The 16,148-nt window shown below is 73.6% G+C and carries 16 protein-coding genes; 8 read left to right on the top strand and 8 right to left on the bottom strand.

Annotated features, from left to right (window positions below):
- Positions 1 to 87: 87 nt before the first annotated feature.
- A complete protein-coding gene (locus IEW03_RS20135; RefSeq protein ID WP_188525501.1) occupies positions 88 to 585 on the bottom strand; it encodes an NADPH-dependent F420 reductase in 498 nt (165 codons plus the stop codon).
- A 184-nt stretch (positions 586 to 769) separates the two neighbouring features.
- On the opposite strand from IEW03_RS20135, the gene IEW03_RS20130 reads away from it, so the two are divergent.
- Positions 770 to 1,681 carry a LysR family transcriptional regulator gene (locus IEW03_RS20130; RefSeq protein WP_188525500.1) on the top strand — a complete coding sequence of 304 codons (912 nt, stop codon included), beginning with the start codon at positions 770 to 772 and terminating at the stop codon, positions 1,679 to 1,681.
- A 5-nt stretch (positions 1,682 to 1,686) separates the two neighbouring features.
- On the opposite strand, the gene IEW03_RS20125 is transcribed toward IEW03_RS20130, so the two are convergent.
- Entirely contained in the window at positions 1,687 to 2,109 is a 423-nt protein-coding gene (locus IEW03_RS20125) for a pyridoxamine 5'-phosphate oxidase family protein (RefSeq protein WP_229738469.1), read from the bottom strand.
- Positions 2,110 to 2,317: 208 nt separating this feature from the next.
- Here IEW03_RS20125 and IEW03_RS20120 point away from each other — a divergent pair, with 208 nt between their 5' ends.
- On the top strand, positions 2,318 to 3,259 hold the full coding sequence (locus IEW03_RS20120; RefSeq protein ID WP_188525499.1) for a universal stress protein: 942 nt from the start codon (positions 2,318 to 2,320) through the stop codon (positions 3,257 to 3,259).
- A gap of 196 nt (positions 3,260 to 3,455) precedes the next feature.
- Complete coding sequence (locus tag IEW03_RS20115; protein ID WP_188525498.1) at positions 3,456 to 3,830, top strand: STAS domain-containing protein; 375 nt, start codon at positions 3,456 to 3,458, stop codon at positions 3,828 to 3,830.
- Between the two features lie 55 nt (positions 3,831 to 3,885).
- Here the strand turns inward: IEW03_RS20115 and ppgK are convergent, their stop codons facing one another.
- On the bottom strand, positions 3,886 to 4,650 hold the full coding sequence (gene ppgK, locus IEW03_RS20110; RefSeq protein ID WP_188525497.1) for a polyphosphate--glucose phosphotransferase: 765 nt from the start codon (positions 4,648 to 4,650) through the stop codon (positions 3,886 to 3,888).
- A 27-nt stretch (positions 4,651 to 4,677) separates the two neighbouring features.
- Here ppgK and IEW03_RS20105 point away from each other — a divergent pair, with 27 nt between their 5' ends.
- Complete coding sequence (locus IEW03_RS20105; protein ID WP_188525496.1) at positions 4,678 to 4,875, top strand: SPOR domain-containing protein; 198 nt, start codon at positions 4,678 to 4,680, stop codon at positions 4,873 to 4,875.
- Between the two features lie 16 nt (positions 4,876 to 4,891).
- On the opposite strand, the gene panB is transcribed toward IEW03_RS20105, so the two are convergent.
- Positions 4,892 to 5,737, bottom strand: a complete 846-nt coding sequence (panB, locus tag IEW03_RS20100) for a 3-methyl-2-oxobutanoate hydroxymethyltransferase (RefSeq protein WP_188525495.1) — start codon at positions 5,735 to 5,737, stop codon at positions 4,892 to 4,894.
- A 61-nt stretch (positions 5,738 to 5,798) separates the two neighbouring features.
- On the opposite strand from panB, the gene glnA reads away from it, so the two are divergent.
- From glnA to IEW03_RS20085, 3 genes are all read left to right on the top strand, one after another.
- Positions 5,799 to 7,136 (top strand): type I glutamate--ammonia ligase, encoded by a 1,338-nt coding sequence (gene glnA / locus IEW03_RS20095; RefSeq protein WP_188525494.1) that lies wholly within the window; start codon positions 5,799 to 5,801, stop codon positions 7,134 to 7,136.
- A gap of 10 nt (positions 7,137 to 7,146) precedes the next feature.
- Positions 7,147 to 10,287 carry a bifunctional [glutamine synthetase] adenylyltransferase/[glutamine synthetase]-adenylyl-L-tyrosine phosphorylase gene (locus IEW03_RS20090; protein ID WP_188525493.1) on the top strand — a complete coding sequence of 1,047 codons (3,141 nt, stop codon included), beginning with the start codon at positions 7,147 to 7,149 and terminating at the stop codon, positions 10,285 to 10,287.
- A gap of 120 nt (positions 10,288 to 10,407) precedes the next feature.
- The gene (locus tag IEW03_RS20085) at positions 10,408 to 11,370 is read left to right on the top strand and encodes a DUF808 domain-containing protein (RefSeq protein WP_188525492.1); all 963 of its coding nucleotides are present in this window, start codon (positions 10,408 to 10,410) and stop codon (positions 11,368 to 11,370) included.
- A gap of 24 nt (positions 11,371 to 11,394) precedes the next feature.
- On the opposite strand, the gene IEW03_RS20080 is transcribed toward IEW03_RS20085, so the two are convergent.
- From IEW03_RS20080 to IEW03_RS20065, 4 genes are read right to left on the bottom strand one after another with little or no spacing between them, the layout of a single operon-like run.
- The gene (locus tag IEW03_RS20080) at positions 11,395 to 12,108 is read right to left on the bottom strand and encodes an ABC transporter permease subunit (RefSeq protein ID WP_229738468.1); all 714 of its coding nucleotides are present in this window, start codon (positions 12,106 to 12,108) and stop codon (positions 11,395 to 11,397) included.
- 16 nt (positions 12,109 to 12,124) lie between these two features.
- Positions 12,125 to 13,036 (bottom strand): ABC transporter ATP-binding protein, encoded by a 912-nt coding sequence (locus tag IEW03_RS20075; protein WP_188525491.1) that lies wholly within the window; start codon positions 13,034 to 13,036, stop codon positions 12,125 to 12,127.
- Positions 13,036 to 13,941, bottom strand: coding sequence for an ABC transporter permease (locus IEW03_RS20070; protein ID WP_188525490.1), 906 nt, complete (start codon positions 13,939 to 13,941; stop codon positions 13,036 to 13,038). Before IEW03_RS20070 ends, IEW03_RS20075 begins: the two co-directional genes overlap by 1 nt.
- Positions 13,928 to 14,911 (bottom strand): ABC transporter ATP-binding protein, encoded by a 984-nt coding sequence (locus IEW03_RS20065; protein WP_188525489.1) that lies wholly within the window; start codon positions 14,909 to 14,911, stop codon positions 13,928 to 13,930. Before IEW03_RS20065 ends, IEW03_RS20070 begins: the two co-directional genes overlap by 14 nt.
- 124 nt (positions 14,912 to 15,035) lie before the next feature.
- Here IEW03_RS20065 and IEW03_RS20060 point away from each other — a divergent pair, with 124 nt between their 5' ends.
- The gene (locus IEW03_RS20060; protein ID WP_188525488.1) at positions 15,036 to 16,148 is read left to right on the top strand and encodes an MFS transporter; all 1,113 of its coding nucleotides are present in this window, start codon (positions 15,036 to 15,038) and stop codon (positions 16,146 to 16,148) included.

The following is a 16,148-nucleotide window of genomic DNA, read 5'->3' as shown; positions in this document are numbered from 1 at the left end:
CGAGCGTCACGGGCTCGATGATCTCGGTCACTCTGCCTGCTTCCCGCCAAGCCTTGCTCGGCGTGTCAGGCCGAGACCCACCCACCGTTAATCAGACAGACCCTGACCCCCCTCATCTGCGAAGAGCCCCTTTGCCTGCGCATCGTCACCGGCCATGAAGACGGTGGGAGTGCCGTTCTCCAGGACATTCCGGAAGATGGTGTTGAAGGCCTTCACCACGCTGGTGCCGGCCGGTGCCACCGTGGCGGCCTCCTGCGCGACCGACGTCTCCTCGCCGTGGACGAGGCCGTCGAACGCGGCGTTGAAAGGGTTGCTGATGTCGACGACGACCTTGCCCGCGAGGGCGTCGCCGTACTCGGCGACGACCGGGACGACCGCGTCGGCGAGGAGGGCCGTGACGACGATGTCCCCGGCCGGGACGGCACCCCACTTGCCGGCCGTCGCACCGCCGCCCAGTGCCTGGGCGAGGTCTTCGGCCCGGGACTGGTCGCGTCCCATGATCTCGACGGTGTCGCCTCCCGCGACCGCGCGTGTGCCGAGGGCGCGGGCCATGTTCCCCGTACCGATGAGGGTGATGTTGCTCATGAGAGCTGCTCTCTTCCTGTGCTCGCGACGTGTGGTTCAGGAATGTTCTTCTCGGATATCGATCCGGAAATTCTTCCGCCGAATTCATTCCGCCCCATGAACGGTGCCATTGGCCCGAGCGGGTGTCCAAGACCCTTTTCAGCGCCGGTGATACCTTGAGGACATTGCCCCGCCGGGAGGCCCCATGGATCTGGACCTGCGCAAGCTGCGCTACTTCGTCGCCGTCGCCGACACGCTGCACTTCGGCCGCGCGGCGGACGGGCTGCACATCGCGCAGCCGGTGCTCAGCCGCCAGATCCGCGCACTCGAGAAGGAGCTCAGCGCCCCGCTGTTCGTCCGGGACAGCCACGGCGTGACGCTCACCGACGCGGGCCGGCAGCTGCTGGACGACGCCGGTCCGCTGCTCGCCTCCGCGCACGCCGTCCGGCACCGGGTGTCCGCGGCGGCGCGCGGCGGCCGGCGGCTGGTGGTCGGCTTCCGCGCCGGCATCCCGGTCATCCCGGCGGCCCGGGAGTTCGGGACCCAGCATCCGGATGTGGTCGTGGACGTGCAGCGCATGGAGTGGGACGACCAGGCCCCGATGCTGCTCGACGGGCGCGTGGACGTCGGCTTCGTGCGCCTGCCCGTCGACGAGACCGGCCTGCGGCTGAGCCCGCTCTACACCGAGCCGCTCATGGTGGTGCTGCCCACCGACCACCGGTTGGCGGGCAAGGAGGAGATCGGCGAGGCCGACCTGGCCGGTGAGCCGCTGGTCTGGCACGCCGGCGCGAGCACACAGCCCACCAGGCGCCCGCACCCCGACTCCGGGCTGCGTGCTCGCGGGGTGGAGGAGAAGCTCGAGCACGTCGCGGCGGGGCGCGGCATCTCCTTCGTGGCACGGTCGGAGACCGTCTTCTACTCGCGCCCGGACATCAGCTACGTGCCCGTCCCGGACCTCGCGCCCGACCAGGTGTTCGTCGCGATGGCGGCGTCGCGCACCTCACCGATCGTCGACGACTTCTTCGCCGCCGCCCGGGCGACGGCCGAGATCACCGCAGAGTGCGGGAACGACGAGATGTGGCAGCTCGTGGCCGGCGCCGCGTCGCGGCACGGCTGAGCGGTTCAGGCCTCGCCCGGGACCAGGCGGCGGCCGGAGATCTCGCTGGCCGCGATGCAGATCCACTCGCTCTTGCCGTCCTCGAGATAGCTGACCAGGCCGGTGCCGCGCGCCTCGTCGATCTCGCTCTCGCTCCGGAGGGCCCGGGCACGCCCCTTGAGGACGACGCTCCACGCGGAGTCCTCGCCGACCTCGTCGACCTCGAACGCCACGCGGGGGCTGATGGTGATCTCGGCGAGCTTGGTCCCGGGCTTGGTCCGCAGGTAGACGCGGTGGTCGGCGACGGCGAAGCTCACGGGGAAGATCTCCGGCTCACCGGCGACGGACGTGGCCAGCCGGCCGACCTTCTGCCCGGCGAGCAGCTGCCAGCACTCCTCCCCGGAGATCTCGGACTGGGACGGCTGCGACGGCAGCGGCTGGATGAACATCGGTCCTCCTTCGCGCGGGTGCGGTTCGCAGGTGTTCGCCCTTCCATCGTCACCAAGCGGCCGGATGGTCGCCCGAGGACTGCCGGTTCGGGGCCTCAAAGGGCCGCGACGCAGGCGCGACGGCGGACGAGATGTGCACGGGTCGGGGCCGTGATGTAGTGGTCGCGACCTGGCAGGACAGGCCTGCAGCAGATGCGAAAGGTGCTCGATGAGCGCGTCAACGATCCTGGTCGGCGTCGACGGGTCCGCCGAGAGCGACCACGCCCTGGACTGGGCCGCCGCGTACGCGAAGCGGACCGCCGCCGCCCTGCACGTCGTGAGCAGCTACACCCTGCCCGGCTTCTTCCTGCCCCTCGACGAGGAGGGCCGGCGCATCGTCCCCGACGACGTGCGGGTGCGCACCCACGTCGAGCGCACCGTCGCCCAGGCCGCGGAGCGCGCGGCGCGGGCCGGGGTGGAGGCGACCACCGAGGTCGCGACCGGCGACCCCACGGGGGTGCTCGTCGAGCGGTCGGGTGACCATGCGCTGGCGGTCGTCGGCGCGCGCGGTCACGGCGGGTTCGCCGAGCGGCTGCTGGGCACCGTCTCGGCCACCCTGCCGGCCTACGCCCGGTGCCCGACCGTGGTGGTGCCGTTCCGGGAAGGCCACGGGGGCGCCCCGGAGGCGGCGTCTGACGCTCGTCCCGGCGACGGGCCGACCGCCGACACGGTGCGCCGGTTCGGGCGCGTCGTGGTGGGCGTGGACGGCTCGCCGGGATCGGACGCCGCCATGGCCGAGGGCGCGGCCCAGGCGCGCGCCCTCGCCGCGGAGCTGCTCGTGGTCCACGCGCTGGCGGCGGACCGCTGGACCCACCTGCCCTGGACCCCGGTGCCACCGGACCGCGAGGCACTGCTGGCGGCGGCCGGCGACGAGCTGGCCTCCCGCGTCGCCCCGGTCCGTGCGAGCGCTCCGGAGCTGAGCATCACCGCCCGGGCCATGGACGGAGGCGCCCCGCGCGCCCTGGCGGAGCTGTCCGAGTCGGCCGACCTCGTCGTCGTCGGGTCGCGGGGCCGCGGGGGCTTCCGGGGCCTGCTGCTCGGCTCGACCAGCCAGGCCGTGCTGCGCAGCGCCCACTGTCCGGTGCTCGTGGTCGGGACCTCGACGGACTGACGAGACGGCCCGCCACGCCCACGTCATGGAGGGCATCGGCGTGTGAACAGTCCGTAAAGAAATCCTCTGCCTCCGTTCCGCTCCGGGTCTCGGGCGGTGTACGGTGGCGGGCGTCGCGACAACGAGGTCGCGAGAGATCCGCAGCGCTCGAGACAGCGGCGCGCAGGACGCCGAGACGTGGGACGAAGGTGTGGCAGTGACTCTCACCAGCGGGGCACAGACCGGGGGCATCGCGCTCGTGGAGCGGCCCGACGTCAGCGTGGTGGACATGTGGGGCGAGATCGACATCGCCCTGCGCAACGAGGCAGGCGCGGCGCTCGCGCGTGCGTTCGAACGTGACCTGCCGGTGGTGGTCGACACCGCACGGGTGACGTTCATCGACTCCGCGGGGGTGGCCTTCCTCGTGCAGCTGTGCAGGATCGGGCGCGACGAGGGCCTGCGGGTGACGGTGCACGATCCGCCCGAGGCCGTCCGGGACGTGCTCCACATGCTGGACCTCGACACCGTCGACGACGCGCTGGTGCGGGACGACCCGCGCAAGGACAGCGAGCTCCAGGGCTCCGCGAGCTGACGGCCCCGACCGTCGCTGACGGCACTCGCCGAGAGGGACGGCCGGTGGCCGTGCGTCAGTGGCCGTGCACCGGGTCGGCGGCCAGCGCCGCGGCGCCGACGATGCCCGCGCGGTTGCGCAGCGTCGCGGGGATGATCGGCGCGCGCAGGTCCAGCAGGGGGAGGAACTTGTCGTGCTGCTTGCTCACGCCTCCGCCCACGACGATCAGGTCGGGGGAGAGCAGCATCTCCACCGTCTCGAAGTAGCGCTGGAGCCGGTGCGCCCACTTCTCCCACGACAGGTCGTCGCGCTCCCGCGCCGACTCGGCCGCGCGGCGCTCGGCGTCGTGCCCGTCGATCTCGAGGTGCCCGAGCTCGGTGTTGGGCACGAGCACCCCGTCCACGAGCAGGGCTGAGCCGATCCCCGTCCCGAGCGTGACGACGAGCACCACCCCGTCGCGACCCTGTGCCGCGCCGTAGCGGTCCTCGCCGACCCCTGCGGCGTCGGCGTCGTTGACGGCGCGCACCTCGCGCCCCGTGGCGTCCCGCACGAGGCCGGGGACGTCCACGCCCTTCCACGACTTGTGCAGGTTGGCGATGAACCGCACCACGCCGTGATCCATCGGCGCCGGGAACGCGACTCCCACCGGGGCGTCGTCGGGCAGGTCGAACCCCTCGACGAGCCGGGCGAGAACCTCGGAGACCGCCTCCGGCGTCGACGGCTGCGGGGTGGCGATGCGCTCCCGCTCCGCCGCGAACTCCCCGGTGGCCAGGTCGACCGGAGCCCCCTTGATCCCCGAGCCGCCGATGTCGATCCCCAGTGCCACGGATACCTGCGTCATGGGCTCATCCTGGTGCAGGATCGACCTATGAGCGACAACAACCCGGTCCAGTACTGGTACAACACCGCGACCGGCGAGGTCGAGGAGAGCGCGGCCCGCTCGAGCTGGACGCACCGCATGGGCCCCTACCCGACGCGCGAGGCGGCCGAGAAGGCCCTGGACACGGCCCAGCAGCGCAACGAGTCGTGGGACGAGGAGGACGCCGACTGGCGCGCCAAGGAGTGACCGTGCGGGCGGGGCGTCAGCGCTCGAACGAGTGGGCGGCGTCGGGGAACGTGCCCCCGCGCACGTCGGCCGCGTAGTCCTCGGCGGCCTCGCGCAGCGCGGTGCCGAGCTCGGCGAACCGTCGGGCGAACCGCGGCGTCCACTCGGTCATGCCCGCCATGTCCGTCCAGACGAGCACCTGGCCGTCGGTCGCCGGGCCCGCGCCGATGCCGATGGTCGGGATCTGCAGGATCTCGGTCGCCCGGGCGGCGACCTCGACCGTCGTCATCTCGAGGACGACGGCGACCGCGCCGGCCTCCTGGACCGCGAGCGCGTCGGCGCACAGGGCCTCCGCGGCGTCCTCGCCCCGACCCTGCACCCGGTGCCCGCCGAGCGCGTGCTCCGACTGCGGGGTGAAGCCGAGGTGCCCGACGACGGGGATGCCGGCGTCGGTGATCGCGCGGATCTGCGGGGCGACGCTGCGGCCGCCCTCCAGCTTGACCGCGGCGGCGCCGGTCTCCTTCATGAACCGCACGGCGGTGGCCAGCGCCTGCTCCGGGCCCGCCTCGTACGACCCGAACGGCAGGTCCACCACGACGAGCGCGTACCGGGCGGCGCCAGCCACGGCACGTGCCGCCGGGATCATGTCGTCGACCGTGACGGGCAGCGTCGTCGTGTGCCCGTGCATGGTGTTGCCGATGGAGTCGCCGACGAGGAGGACGTCGATGCCGGCGGCGTCGAAGACGGCGGCGGTGACCGCGTCGTACGCCGTCAGCATGGTGATCTTGGAGCCTTGCTCCTTCGCCTGCGCGAGGTGGTGGACCCGGTAGCGCCGCCGCCGGGGAGCATCGGCAGCCTGAACTGCGTTGTCGCCTGTCGCCATGGCGGACAGCGTATCGGTCGCATGTCATCCGCTCTTAACACTTGTCGTGCAGGATGGGGGCATGGACAGGCAGCAGGAGTTCGTGCTCCGCACGGTCGAGGAGCGCGACATCCGCTTCATCCGGCTCTGGTTCACCGACGTGCTCGGCATCCTCAAGTCGGTGGCGGTCGCCCCGGCCGAGCTCGAGCAGGCGTTCGCCGAGGGCATCGGCTTCGACGGCAGCTCGATCGAGGGCCTCACGCGCGTGTACGAGGCCGACATGATCGCCAAGCCCGACCCCACCACGTTCCAGGTGCTTCCCTGGCGCGGCGAGCGGCACGGTACCGGGCGCATGTTCTGCGACATCCTCACGCCGGACGGCGAGCCGTCGCTCGCGGACTCGCGCAACGTGCTCAAGCGCACGCTCGCGAAGGCGAGCGACCGCGGATTCACCTTCTACACGCACCCCGAGGTGGAGTTCTACCTGTTCAACCAGGTCGCCTCCCCGGAGGACCCGCTGGTCCCCGTCGACAACGGCGGCTACTTCGACCACCTGGCCCGCGGCAGCACGCACGACTTCCGGCGCGCCGCCATCACGATGCTGGAGTCGATGGGCATCTCGGTGGAGTTCTCCCACCACGAGGCCGGCCCGGGCCAGAACGAGATCGACCTGCGCTACGCCGACGCCCTCACCACCGCGGACAACCTCATGACGTTCCGCACCGTGGTGAAGGAGGTGGCCCTCGAGCAGGGCGTGTTCGCGTCGTTCATGCCCAAGCCGATGGCCGACCAGCCAGGCTCGGGGATGCACACGCACCTGTCACTGTTCGAGGGGGACCGCAACGCCTTCCACGAGCCGGGCGCGCAGTTCGAGCTGTCCAAGACGGCGCGGCAGTTCATCGCCGGCCTGCTGGTGCACGCCGCGGAGATCACCGCGATCACCAACCAGTACGTGAACTCCTACAAGCGCGTGTGGGGCGGCGCCGAGGCGCCGAGCTACATCTGCTGGGGCCACAACAACCGGTCCGCCCTCGTGCGGGTGCCGATGTACAAGCCGGGCAAGGGCAACTCCGCGCGGGTGGAGTACCGCGCCCTGGACTCGGCCGCGAACCCGTACCTGGCGTTCGCGGTGCTGCTCGCCGCCGGCCTCAAGGGCATCGAGCACGGTTACGACCTGCCCGAGGCCACCGGGGACGACGTCTGGGAGCTGACGGACCGCGAGCGGCGCTCGCTGGGCATCGCGCCGCTGCCGCAGTCGCTGGACGACGCCGTCGACCTCATGGAGAGCTCGGAGCTGGTCGCGGAGACCCTCGGCGAGCACGTCTTCGACTACGTGCTGCGCAACAAGCGCCAGGAATGGGACGCCTACCGCGCCCAGGTCACGCCGTACGAGCTGCGCCGCTTCCTGCAGTTCCTCTGAGGGTCGGGTCGTGAGCACGGGGGCCGGCCGTCCCGCCAGCGCCACGCGACGGTTCCTGCAGGCGGGGTTCGCCGACCTCACGCGGTCGGCGTCGCTGTGGGCCGACGGCGCGCTGCAGCGGGTGCTGCCCCCCGACGCCGACGAGACCGTGCTCCCGGCGCTGGGCGCGAGCGCCGACCCGGACCTGGCGCTGCTGCAGCTGGTCCGGCTCGCGGAGCAGCCGGACGCCGAGGACCGGGTCGCCACGGTGCTGGCGGCGCGCCCGGGCACGTCGGACGGTCTCGCCCGGACACGGCTGCTGGCCGTGCTGGGGGCGTCGTCGGCGCTCGGGGACGAGGTGGTGCGCCGCCCCGCGCTGCTGGACGCGCTCGCTGCCACGGACGACGACCCGGTCGAGGCATCCTCCGAGGCGGTGCGGGCCGAGCTGCTGCGTGCCGTCGGGGCCGACCCGGACGCCGACGTCCCGGTGGCCGCCGCCGCGCAGGACATCGGCCCGCACTCCGGACCGTCCCCCGCCTGGCCCGACCCGGAGGCGGCCACCACGACCGACGCATTGCGACGCGCCTACCGGTCCCGGCTGCTGCGCGTCGCGGCGAGCGACCTCACCGCCGACGACCCGCTGGCGCGGCTGCCCGCGGTCGCCGCGGCGCTCGCGGACCTGGCGGCCGCGGCCCTGGAGGCGGCCCTCGCCGTCGCGCGGGCCGAGGTGGGCGAGGAGGCCGACGGCGTGCGCCTCGCCGTCATCGGCATGGGCAAGACGGGTGGGCGGGAGCTCAACTACGTCTCCGACGTCGACGTGGTGTACGTGGGCGAGCCCGGCGAGCGTGCCGACGGCACCGTCCCGGACGAGGACGAGGCCCTCGCGGCCGGGACGCGCCTGGCGACGGCGCTGCAGCGCGTGTGCTCCTCGTCGTCCGCCGAGCCGGCGCTGTGGCCCGTCGACGCGGCGCTGCGGCCGGAGGGCAAGCAGGGTCCGCTCGTGCGCACGCTGGCCAGCCACGTCGCCTACTACGAGCGGTGGGCCTCGACGTGGGAGTTCCAGGCCCTGCTCAAGTCCCGACCGGTGGCGGGCGACGCGGCGCTCGGGCGCGCGTACTGCGACGCCGTCCACCCGTTCGTCTGGACGGCGGCACACCGGGAGAACTTCGTCGAGGACGCCCGCGCGATGCGCCGCCGCGTGGAGGAGCATGTGCCGCCCGCGGAGGTGGACCGGCAGATCAAGCTCGGCAAGGGCGGGCTGCGCGACGTGGAGTTCACCGTCCAGCTGCTGCAGCTCGTGCACGGGCGCACCGACCCGCGGATCCGCTCGCCGCACACCCTGACGGCCCTCTCCGAGCTCGCGGCCGGCGGCTTCGTGGGGCGCGAGCACGCCGCCCGGATGGGTGTCTGCTACCGGTTCCTGCGCGCGCTGGAGCACCGCGTCCAGCTCTTCCGGCTCCGGCGCACCCACCTGCTGCCCACGGCCGAGGACGACCTGCGCCGGTTGGCCCGGTCGCTCGGGATGCGCGCCGAGGGCGCCGACGGGCTGCTGCGCCGCTGGCGCGCCACCCGGCGGGAGGTGCGCTCGCTGCACGAGGAGGTCTTCTACCGTCCCCTGCTGCCGGCGTCGGCGCAGCTGTCGGAGGACGAGCTCGCGCTCGCGCCGGACATGGCGCGCGAGCGCTTCGCGGGCATCGGGTACCGCGACCCCGACGGCGCCATGCGGCACGTGACCGCCCTGACGGCCGGCACGTCGCGTCGTGCGGCCCTGCAGCGCCAGCTCCTGCCCGTGCTGCTCGGGTGGTTCGCCGAGGGCGCCGACCCGGACGGCGGGCTGCTCGCCTTCCGCAAGCTGTCGGACGAGCTCGGGGCGACGCCCTGGTACCTGCGGCTGCTGCGCGACTCGGAGAACGCCGCGTACCGGCTGGCGCAGCTCCTGTCCTCCTCGACCTACCTGGCGGACGCCCTCGCGCGGTCCCCGGAGTCCGTGCAGTGGCTCGCCGACGCCGCGGGCCTGGAGCCGCGCGGGGCGCAGCGTCTCGCCGCGGAGGCGGACGCCGTGCTCACGCGAGCGGAGGAGGTCGAGCCCGCGGTGTCCCGGCTGCGGGCGCTGCGGCGCCGCGAGCTCGCGCGCACCGGCGCGGCGGAGGTCCTGGGGTACCTGGAGCCGGTCGACGCCGCCGCGGCGATCTCGGACGCGGCCGACGTCGTCGTGGCGGGCGGCCTGCGCGCGGCGGCGTACGCGGCGCGCACCGACCTGGGCCTCGGGACGTCGCAGGACGCGGACCCGACCCGCCTGCTCGTCGTGGCGATGGGCCGCTTCGGTGGCCGGGAGATGGGGTACGGCTCGGACGCGGACGTGCTGTTCGTGCACGACCCGGCCCCGGGCGCCGACCCCCAGGTGGCGCAGGACTTCGCCCTGCGCACCGCGCGCCGCCTGCAGAAGCTGCTGTCCGCCGTCGGGCCTGAGCCCGCGCTGCCGCTCGACGCCGACCTGCGGCCCGAGGGACGACAGGGCCCGCTCGTGCGCACGCTCGCGTCCTACGCCGAGTACTACGAGCGCTGGTCGAGCGTGTGGGAGTCGCAGGCGCTGCTGCGCGCCCGCCCGGTCGCCGGTGACGTGGGGACGGCAGGCCTGGGGGAGCGCTTCACGACGCTGGTCGACCCGCTGCGCTACCGCGCGGACGGTCTCGACTACACGCAGCTGCGCGAGGTGCGGCGCATCAAGGCGCGGGTCGAGGCGGAGCGGCTCCCGCGCGGCACCGACCCGGCGCGCCACCTCAAGCTCGGACGCGGGGGAGTGACCGACGTCGAGTGGACCGTGCAGCTGCTGCAGCTGCAGCACGCGGGCCGGGTGCCGGCCCTGCGGACCACCGGGACCGTCGCGGCGCTCGAGGCCGCGCAGGACGCGGGCCTGCTGGACGCGGACGACGCCGCGCAGCTGCGGGACGCGTGGGTGCTGGCGTCCCGGCTGCGCTCGGCGGTCGTGCTGTGGTCGGGCCGCACGACCGGCCCTCAGGTCGACGTGCTCCCGCACGACGCCCGCTCGCTCACCGGGGTCGCGGGCCTGCTGGGCGACGTCGGCAACGGCGGCGAGGTCGAGGACCTGTACCTGCGCACCGCCCGGCGGGCCCGGGCCGTGGTGGAGCGGGTCTTCTACGGTGAAGAATGAGCGGACGGTGCCCGCCGCGGCAGCCGTCGTGCGGCAGGATGAGCGCATGCGCACGCCATCTTCGACGCTCGTGACCTCGAGCGGCCGCACCGCCCGTCAGACCTTCCGGGCGGTGACCGCATGAGCGCGGGCCTCCTCGGGCTGCTCGACGACGTCGCCGCCATCGCGAAGCTCGCCGCGGCGTCGCTCGACGACGTCGGGGCCGCGGCGGGGCGCGCGACGGCGAAGGCCGCGGGCGTCGTCGTCGACGACACCGCCGTGACCCCCCAGTACGTGCACGGGGTCGCCGCGGACCGCGAGCTGCCGATCGTGAAGAAGATCGCGGTCGGGTCGATCCGGAACAAGGTCCTGATCATCCTCCCGGTGGCGCTGATCCTCAGCCAGTGGGCGCCGTGGCTGCTCACGCCGATCCTCATGCTCGGTGGCACCTACCTCGCCTTCGAGGGGGCCGAGAAGATCTGGGGCCGGCTGCGGGGGCACAGCAACCACGACGCCCCCGCCGCCACCGTCGGGCCGGAGGCCGAGAAGACGCTCGTCGCCGGCGCCGTGCGCACCGACCTCATCCTGTCGGCCGAGATCATGGTCATCGCGCTCAACGAGGTCGCCGACGAGGGGTTCTGGTCGCGGCTCGCGATCCTGCTCGTCGTGGCGCTCGCGATCACGGTGATCGTGTACGGCGTCGTGGCCCTCATCGTGAAGATGGACGACGTCGGGCTCGCCCTCGCGCGGGGCGGGACGGCGTTCCGCCAGCGGGTCGGCCGCGGGCTCGTGTCCGGCATGCCGAAGGTGCTGGCGGTCATCTCCGTGGTGGGCACCGTGGCGATGCTCTGGGTGGGCGGGCACATCCTGCTCGTCGGCGTGGACGAGCTCGGCTGGCACGGCCTCTACGACGTCGTCCACCACCTGGAGGAGGGCGTCGCGCACGTGCCCGGCGTCGGCGGGTTCCTGGCCTGGCTGGTCAACACGCTGTGCTCCGCGCTCGTGGGCGTCGTCGTCGGAGCCGTCGTCCTCGCGGTGGTGCACGTCCTGCCGTTCGGCAAGAAGCACGGCAAGGAGCACGACGAGGCCGCCGCCGCCCACTGAGCAGCGCGGACGAAGGGCCGCCGGTCACTCCTCCGCGGCGAGGGTGAGCACCCGCAGGCGGCTGCCGGCGTACCAGGTCGCGGCGACGAGCACGCCGACGATGAGGGCGCACGCGAGCCCGAGCGCGACGTTCGCGGTGACGAGGCCCGGTGGGGCGATCGAGCCGGTCACGGACAGGGCCCACTGCTGCACGCTGAGGTTGCGCGCACCCGGCACGAAGCTGCCCACCAGGCTCTCCCACATCAGGGCGTACAGGAGCCCGATGATCACGGCGTGCCGGGTGAGGATCGACAGGAGCAGGAAGGCCACGCTGTAGACGGCCCCCGCGGCGAGGGCCCCCGCCCCGAACGCCAGCACCGTGCTGGGGCCGGCGCCGAGGACGACCGCGGCCAGCATCGTCGGCAGCACCGCGAAGACGACCGTCGCCCCGACGGCCACCGCGAGCTTGCTCTGCACGATCGTGTGCCGCGAGACCGGCTTCGACAGCAGGTGGACGATGGACCCGTCGTCGATCTCGGGCGCGATCGCCCCCGTGCCGACGATCAGCCCGAACAGCGGCAGGAACGTCGCGAACGACACGCCCTGCAGCAGGGCGGCGGCGTCGGCGTCGCTCACGGGGACGAGCACGCGGGCGAGGACGGCGATGCCCACGAGCAGCAGCGCCAGGGCGGCGAGCAGCCACACGCGCCTCCCGCCGAGCATCCCGCGGGCGGTCAGACGGACGATCGTGCGGTTCACGTCGGCGCTCCTCAGCTCAGTTCTCGACCAGGTAGGAGAACACGCTCTCCAGGGACTCGTCCGCGGGGGTCACCTGCAGCAGCCGCACGCCGGCGTCGCGCGCCACGCGCGGCAGCAGCGCGGCGAAGCGCAGGAACTCCGCGGCCTGCACCCGCAGGACGTCGCCGTCCAGGCTGACGCCTGCCGTCGAGCCGTCCGCGACGAGCGCCGAGGCCAGCGCCCGGTTGTCGCTGGAGACGATCGTGTACTGGTGCGGGCGGTCGGTCATCAGCCGCCGGATCTCCCGGTAGTCGCCGGACGCGGCGTAGCGGCCCGCGACGACGACCTCGATCTGGTGGGCGAGCTGCTCGACCTCCTCCAGGATGTGGGAGCTGAAGAGGACCGTCCGGCCCTCGTCGCCCATCGCGCGCAGCAGCTGGATCAGGTGCAGGCGCTGGCGCGGGTCCATACCGTTGAACGGCTCGTCGAGCAGGAGGACGGCCGGGTCGTGCACGAGCGCGGACGCCATCTTGATCCGCTGCTTCATCCCCTTGGAGTACTCGCCGACCTTGCGGTCCTGCGCGTCCGTCATCTCGACGGCGGCGAGGGCGCGGCGCGCGGCCGCGCCCGGGTCGGGCAGGCGGTGCAGCTCGGCGCTGGCCACGGTGAGCTGGCGGCCGGTGAGGTGGTCGTAGGTGGCCTCGCGCTCGGGCACGATGCCGAGGGCGCGGTAGACCTCCGGGTTCTTCCAGATCGGCGCCTCGTCCAGGGTCACGGTGCCGGTGGACGGCGGGAGGAAGCCCGCGAGCAGGTGGATCAGGGTGGACTTGCCGGCACCGTTCGGCCCGAGCAGCCCGGTGATGCCGGGGCCGATCGTCATCGTCACGTCGTTGACGGCCACGACGTTGCCGAACCAGCGCGAGCAGGCGTCGAGCCTGAGCGTGGCCATCAGAGCCTCACCTTCCGGTAGCGCGCGGACAGGGCCAGGTAGGTCAGCGCGACGACCCCCAGCGTGACGACGGGGAACGCGGCGCCGGCGACGCCCTCCGGCGGGCCGGCGGGCGACGACGTCTCCACGCCGAACGCCCAGACCTGCACGCCGTCGACCAGGGTCATCGGCGAGAAGAGGCCGATCCAGCCGGCGGTGGTCATGTCGCCGGCCTCGAAGCCGACCAGCGCCTGCATGCTGGTGACGACCGCGTAGCTGAGGGCCAGGACCGTCATGATGGCGGCGACGCCGAACCCGCGGCGGGCCGTCAGCGACGCGATCACCAGGCCGATGCCGGACAGCACCGCCGCGAACAGGACCGCCCCGGCCAGCGCCTGCAGGAGCTCGACCGTCTGGGTGCCCGCGTCGAACCCGGCCGCCAGCGCACCCAGGTACATGACGAGCAGCGGCGCCGCGAGCAGGAGGAACACCGCGGTCGCCAGGGCCGCCAGCTTGGCCCGGACGTAGTCGACGCGCTCCAGCGGTCGCGAGAGGTACAGCGGCAGCGTGTGGAACCGCAGGTCGAGGGAGACCGCCTGTGGTGCGGCGACGGCGACGAAGATGGCCACCGCCGCCTGCGTCACCATCGCGTACCGCGTGTACGGCAGCACCGGTTCGGCGATCATCCCCTGCCCGGCCATGACGACGGAGACGACGGACAGAACGATCGCCGGCACCAGCATCACCGCGACCATCCCGAACGGCACGACCTTGGACCGGGCCGCGCGCCCCAGCCCGAACACGCCCCGCAGCGTGTGCGAGTAGAGCGCGAGGGCCACCCCGCGCCGGGGGAGCCGCTCGCCGTCGTACGCGCGGTACCCGATGTTGTGGATGACGCCCGCGGGGGACGCCTCAGGCTGCGTCATCGGTGGCTCCCTGGTCGGAGGTCGGGCCGGACGGGCCGGTCGTGGTGGGGTCGAAGACCTCGGCGATGTGGTGGCGACGGGACTCCAGCCGGACCAGGCCGTACCCGTCCGCGACCACGTCGCGGACGGTGTCGTGGACGGCACCTGCGTCGGTGTCGTCGGTGTCGTCGCCGTCGACGCCGGCGCCGATCTCGACGAGCAGGGTCTCGCCTTCCCGGGAGACGCGCAGCCCGGCCGCCGTCAGCGCCGCGGCGGCGCCGGCCGTGTCGTGCGCGACCTCGACGGCGAGCTGGGCGCTCGCCCGGGTGAAGTCGGCGACCGTGGAGGACCGCAGGAGCACGCCGCCGTCGACGATCACGACCTGGTCGCAGATGCGCTCCAGCTCGCCGAGCAGGTGCGACGTGACGAGGACCGAGATCCCGAAGTCGTCGTAGATCCGCCGCACCAGGCCGAGCATCTCGTCGCGCCCCGTCGGGTCGAGACCGTTGGTGGGCTCGTCGAGGAAGACGACGTCCGGGTCGTGCACGAGCGCCTGCGCGAGCTTCACGCGCTGCTTCATGCCCGTGGAGTAGCCGCCGATCGGCCGGTACCGCTCCTCGTAGAGCCCGACGTGGCGCAGGGTGTCGGCCGCCCGCTCGCGGGCGGCGTCCGTCGGCAGCCCCGACATCCGGGCCAGGTGCACCACCAGCTCGGTGGCGGAGACGTCGGCGGGCAGGCAGTCGTGCTCGGGCATGTACCCGACGCGGCTGCGCAGCGCGGCGCCGTCGTCGCGGACGTCGTGACCCAGCACCTGGGCGCTGCCCGACGTCGGGTCCGAGAGGCCGAGCAGGATCTTGATCAGCGTGGACTTGCCGGCGCCGTTCGCGCCGACCAGCCCCGTGACGCCGTCGCCGACCTCCAGCGAGAGGCCGTCGAGAGCGGTGACCCGGGGGTAGCGCTTCGTGAGCTGCTGCGTCGCGATGACTGGCACGGCACCGACCGTATGCCCCTGTCAGGGTGCCGGGAACCCGTACGGGCACAGTTCAGGGGGATCTCAGGGTGAACCCCGGACGAGACGTGTCACGGCACGCGAGCCCTGATGGCAACCTCGGGGGATGCCCGTGCTCCTGGTCGTGACGTTCCTGGCCTTCTGCAACTACGCGGCGATGCTCGCCGTGGTGCCGCTGTGGGCGGCGCACGGGGGTGCCGCGAGCGGGGCCGTGGGGGCCACGACCGGCGTGATGATGGCGGCCACCGTCGCCACCCAGCTGGCGATGCCGTGGCTGTTCAGGGTGTTGAGCCTGCGCGCGATGCTGCTGCTCGGTGCCGTGCTGCTGGGCGTGCCGACGCCGTTCTACGTCCTCTCGTCGTCGATCGTCCCGGTCATGGGGCTGACCGTCGTGCGGGGGGTGGGCTTCGGCCTCATGGTCGTCGCGGGGGCGACCCTGGTCACGGCCGTCGCCCGGCCGGGAAGACTCGCGGCCGCGGCGTCCCTCTACGGCGCGGCCGCGGCGCTGCCCAACCTCGGCGCTCTCGCCGGGGGCGTGTGGCTCGCGCGGACCGTCGGCTTCACCGCCGTCTTCTGGGCCGCCGGGGCGGCGGCGCTCGCGGGGGCCGCCCTGGCGCTCGCGCTGCCCGGGCTGCGGGGGAGCTCCGACCGCGTCGCCATGGTCGACGTGCGGGCCATCGCGGCGCCGCTCGTGGTCTTCGTGCTGTCCGCGGCGTCGTTCGGCGCCGTCACGACGTTTCTTCCCGTGGCCGTCCCGGGCACCGGCGACGCCGCGCTCGCGCTGCTCGTGGCGTCCGTGGCGCTCGTCGTCGGACGCCTCGGGTCCGGGGCAGTCGGAGACCGGCTCGGGCCGGGCAGGCTGCTGCCCGCAGGCGTCCTGCTCTGCGCCGCCGGACTCGCGGTCCTGGCCGGGTCGTTGGACGGCGGGGCCGCCCTGCAGGTCGGCGCCGCACTGCTCGGGCTGGGTTTCGGCACCGCGCAGAACGACTCGTTCGTGACCGTCGTCCGCCGGCTCGGGCCTGCCCGCAGCGGCACCGCCAGCACGATCTGGAACATCGCCTACGACGGCGGGCTCGGGCTGGGCGCCGTCGCGCTCGGCGGGGTGGTGGCCGGGCTCGGTTACGCGGGCGCGTTCGTCGCCCTCGCCGGCGCCATCGCCGTCGGGCTCGTCGTCGCGACGTTGCTGACGCCCCGCAGTCGCGCGACGCCCGGCCGCTGA

Source organism: Isoptericola cucumis, from assembly GCF_014635665.1.
Lineage (GTDB): Bacteria > Actinomycetota > Actinomycetes > Actinomycetales > Cellulomonadaceae > Isoptericola > Isoptericola cucumis.
The sequence above is the reverse complement of the archived record's forward strand: the minus strand, read 5'-3'. Positions and strand labels throughout refer to the sequence as shown.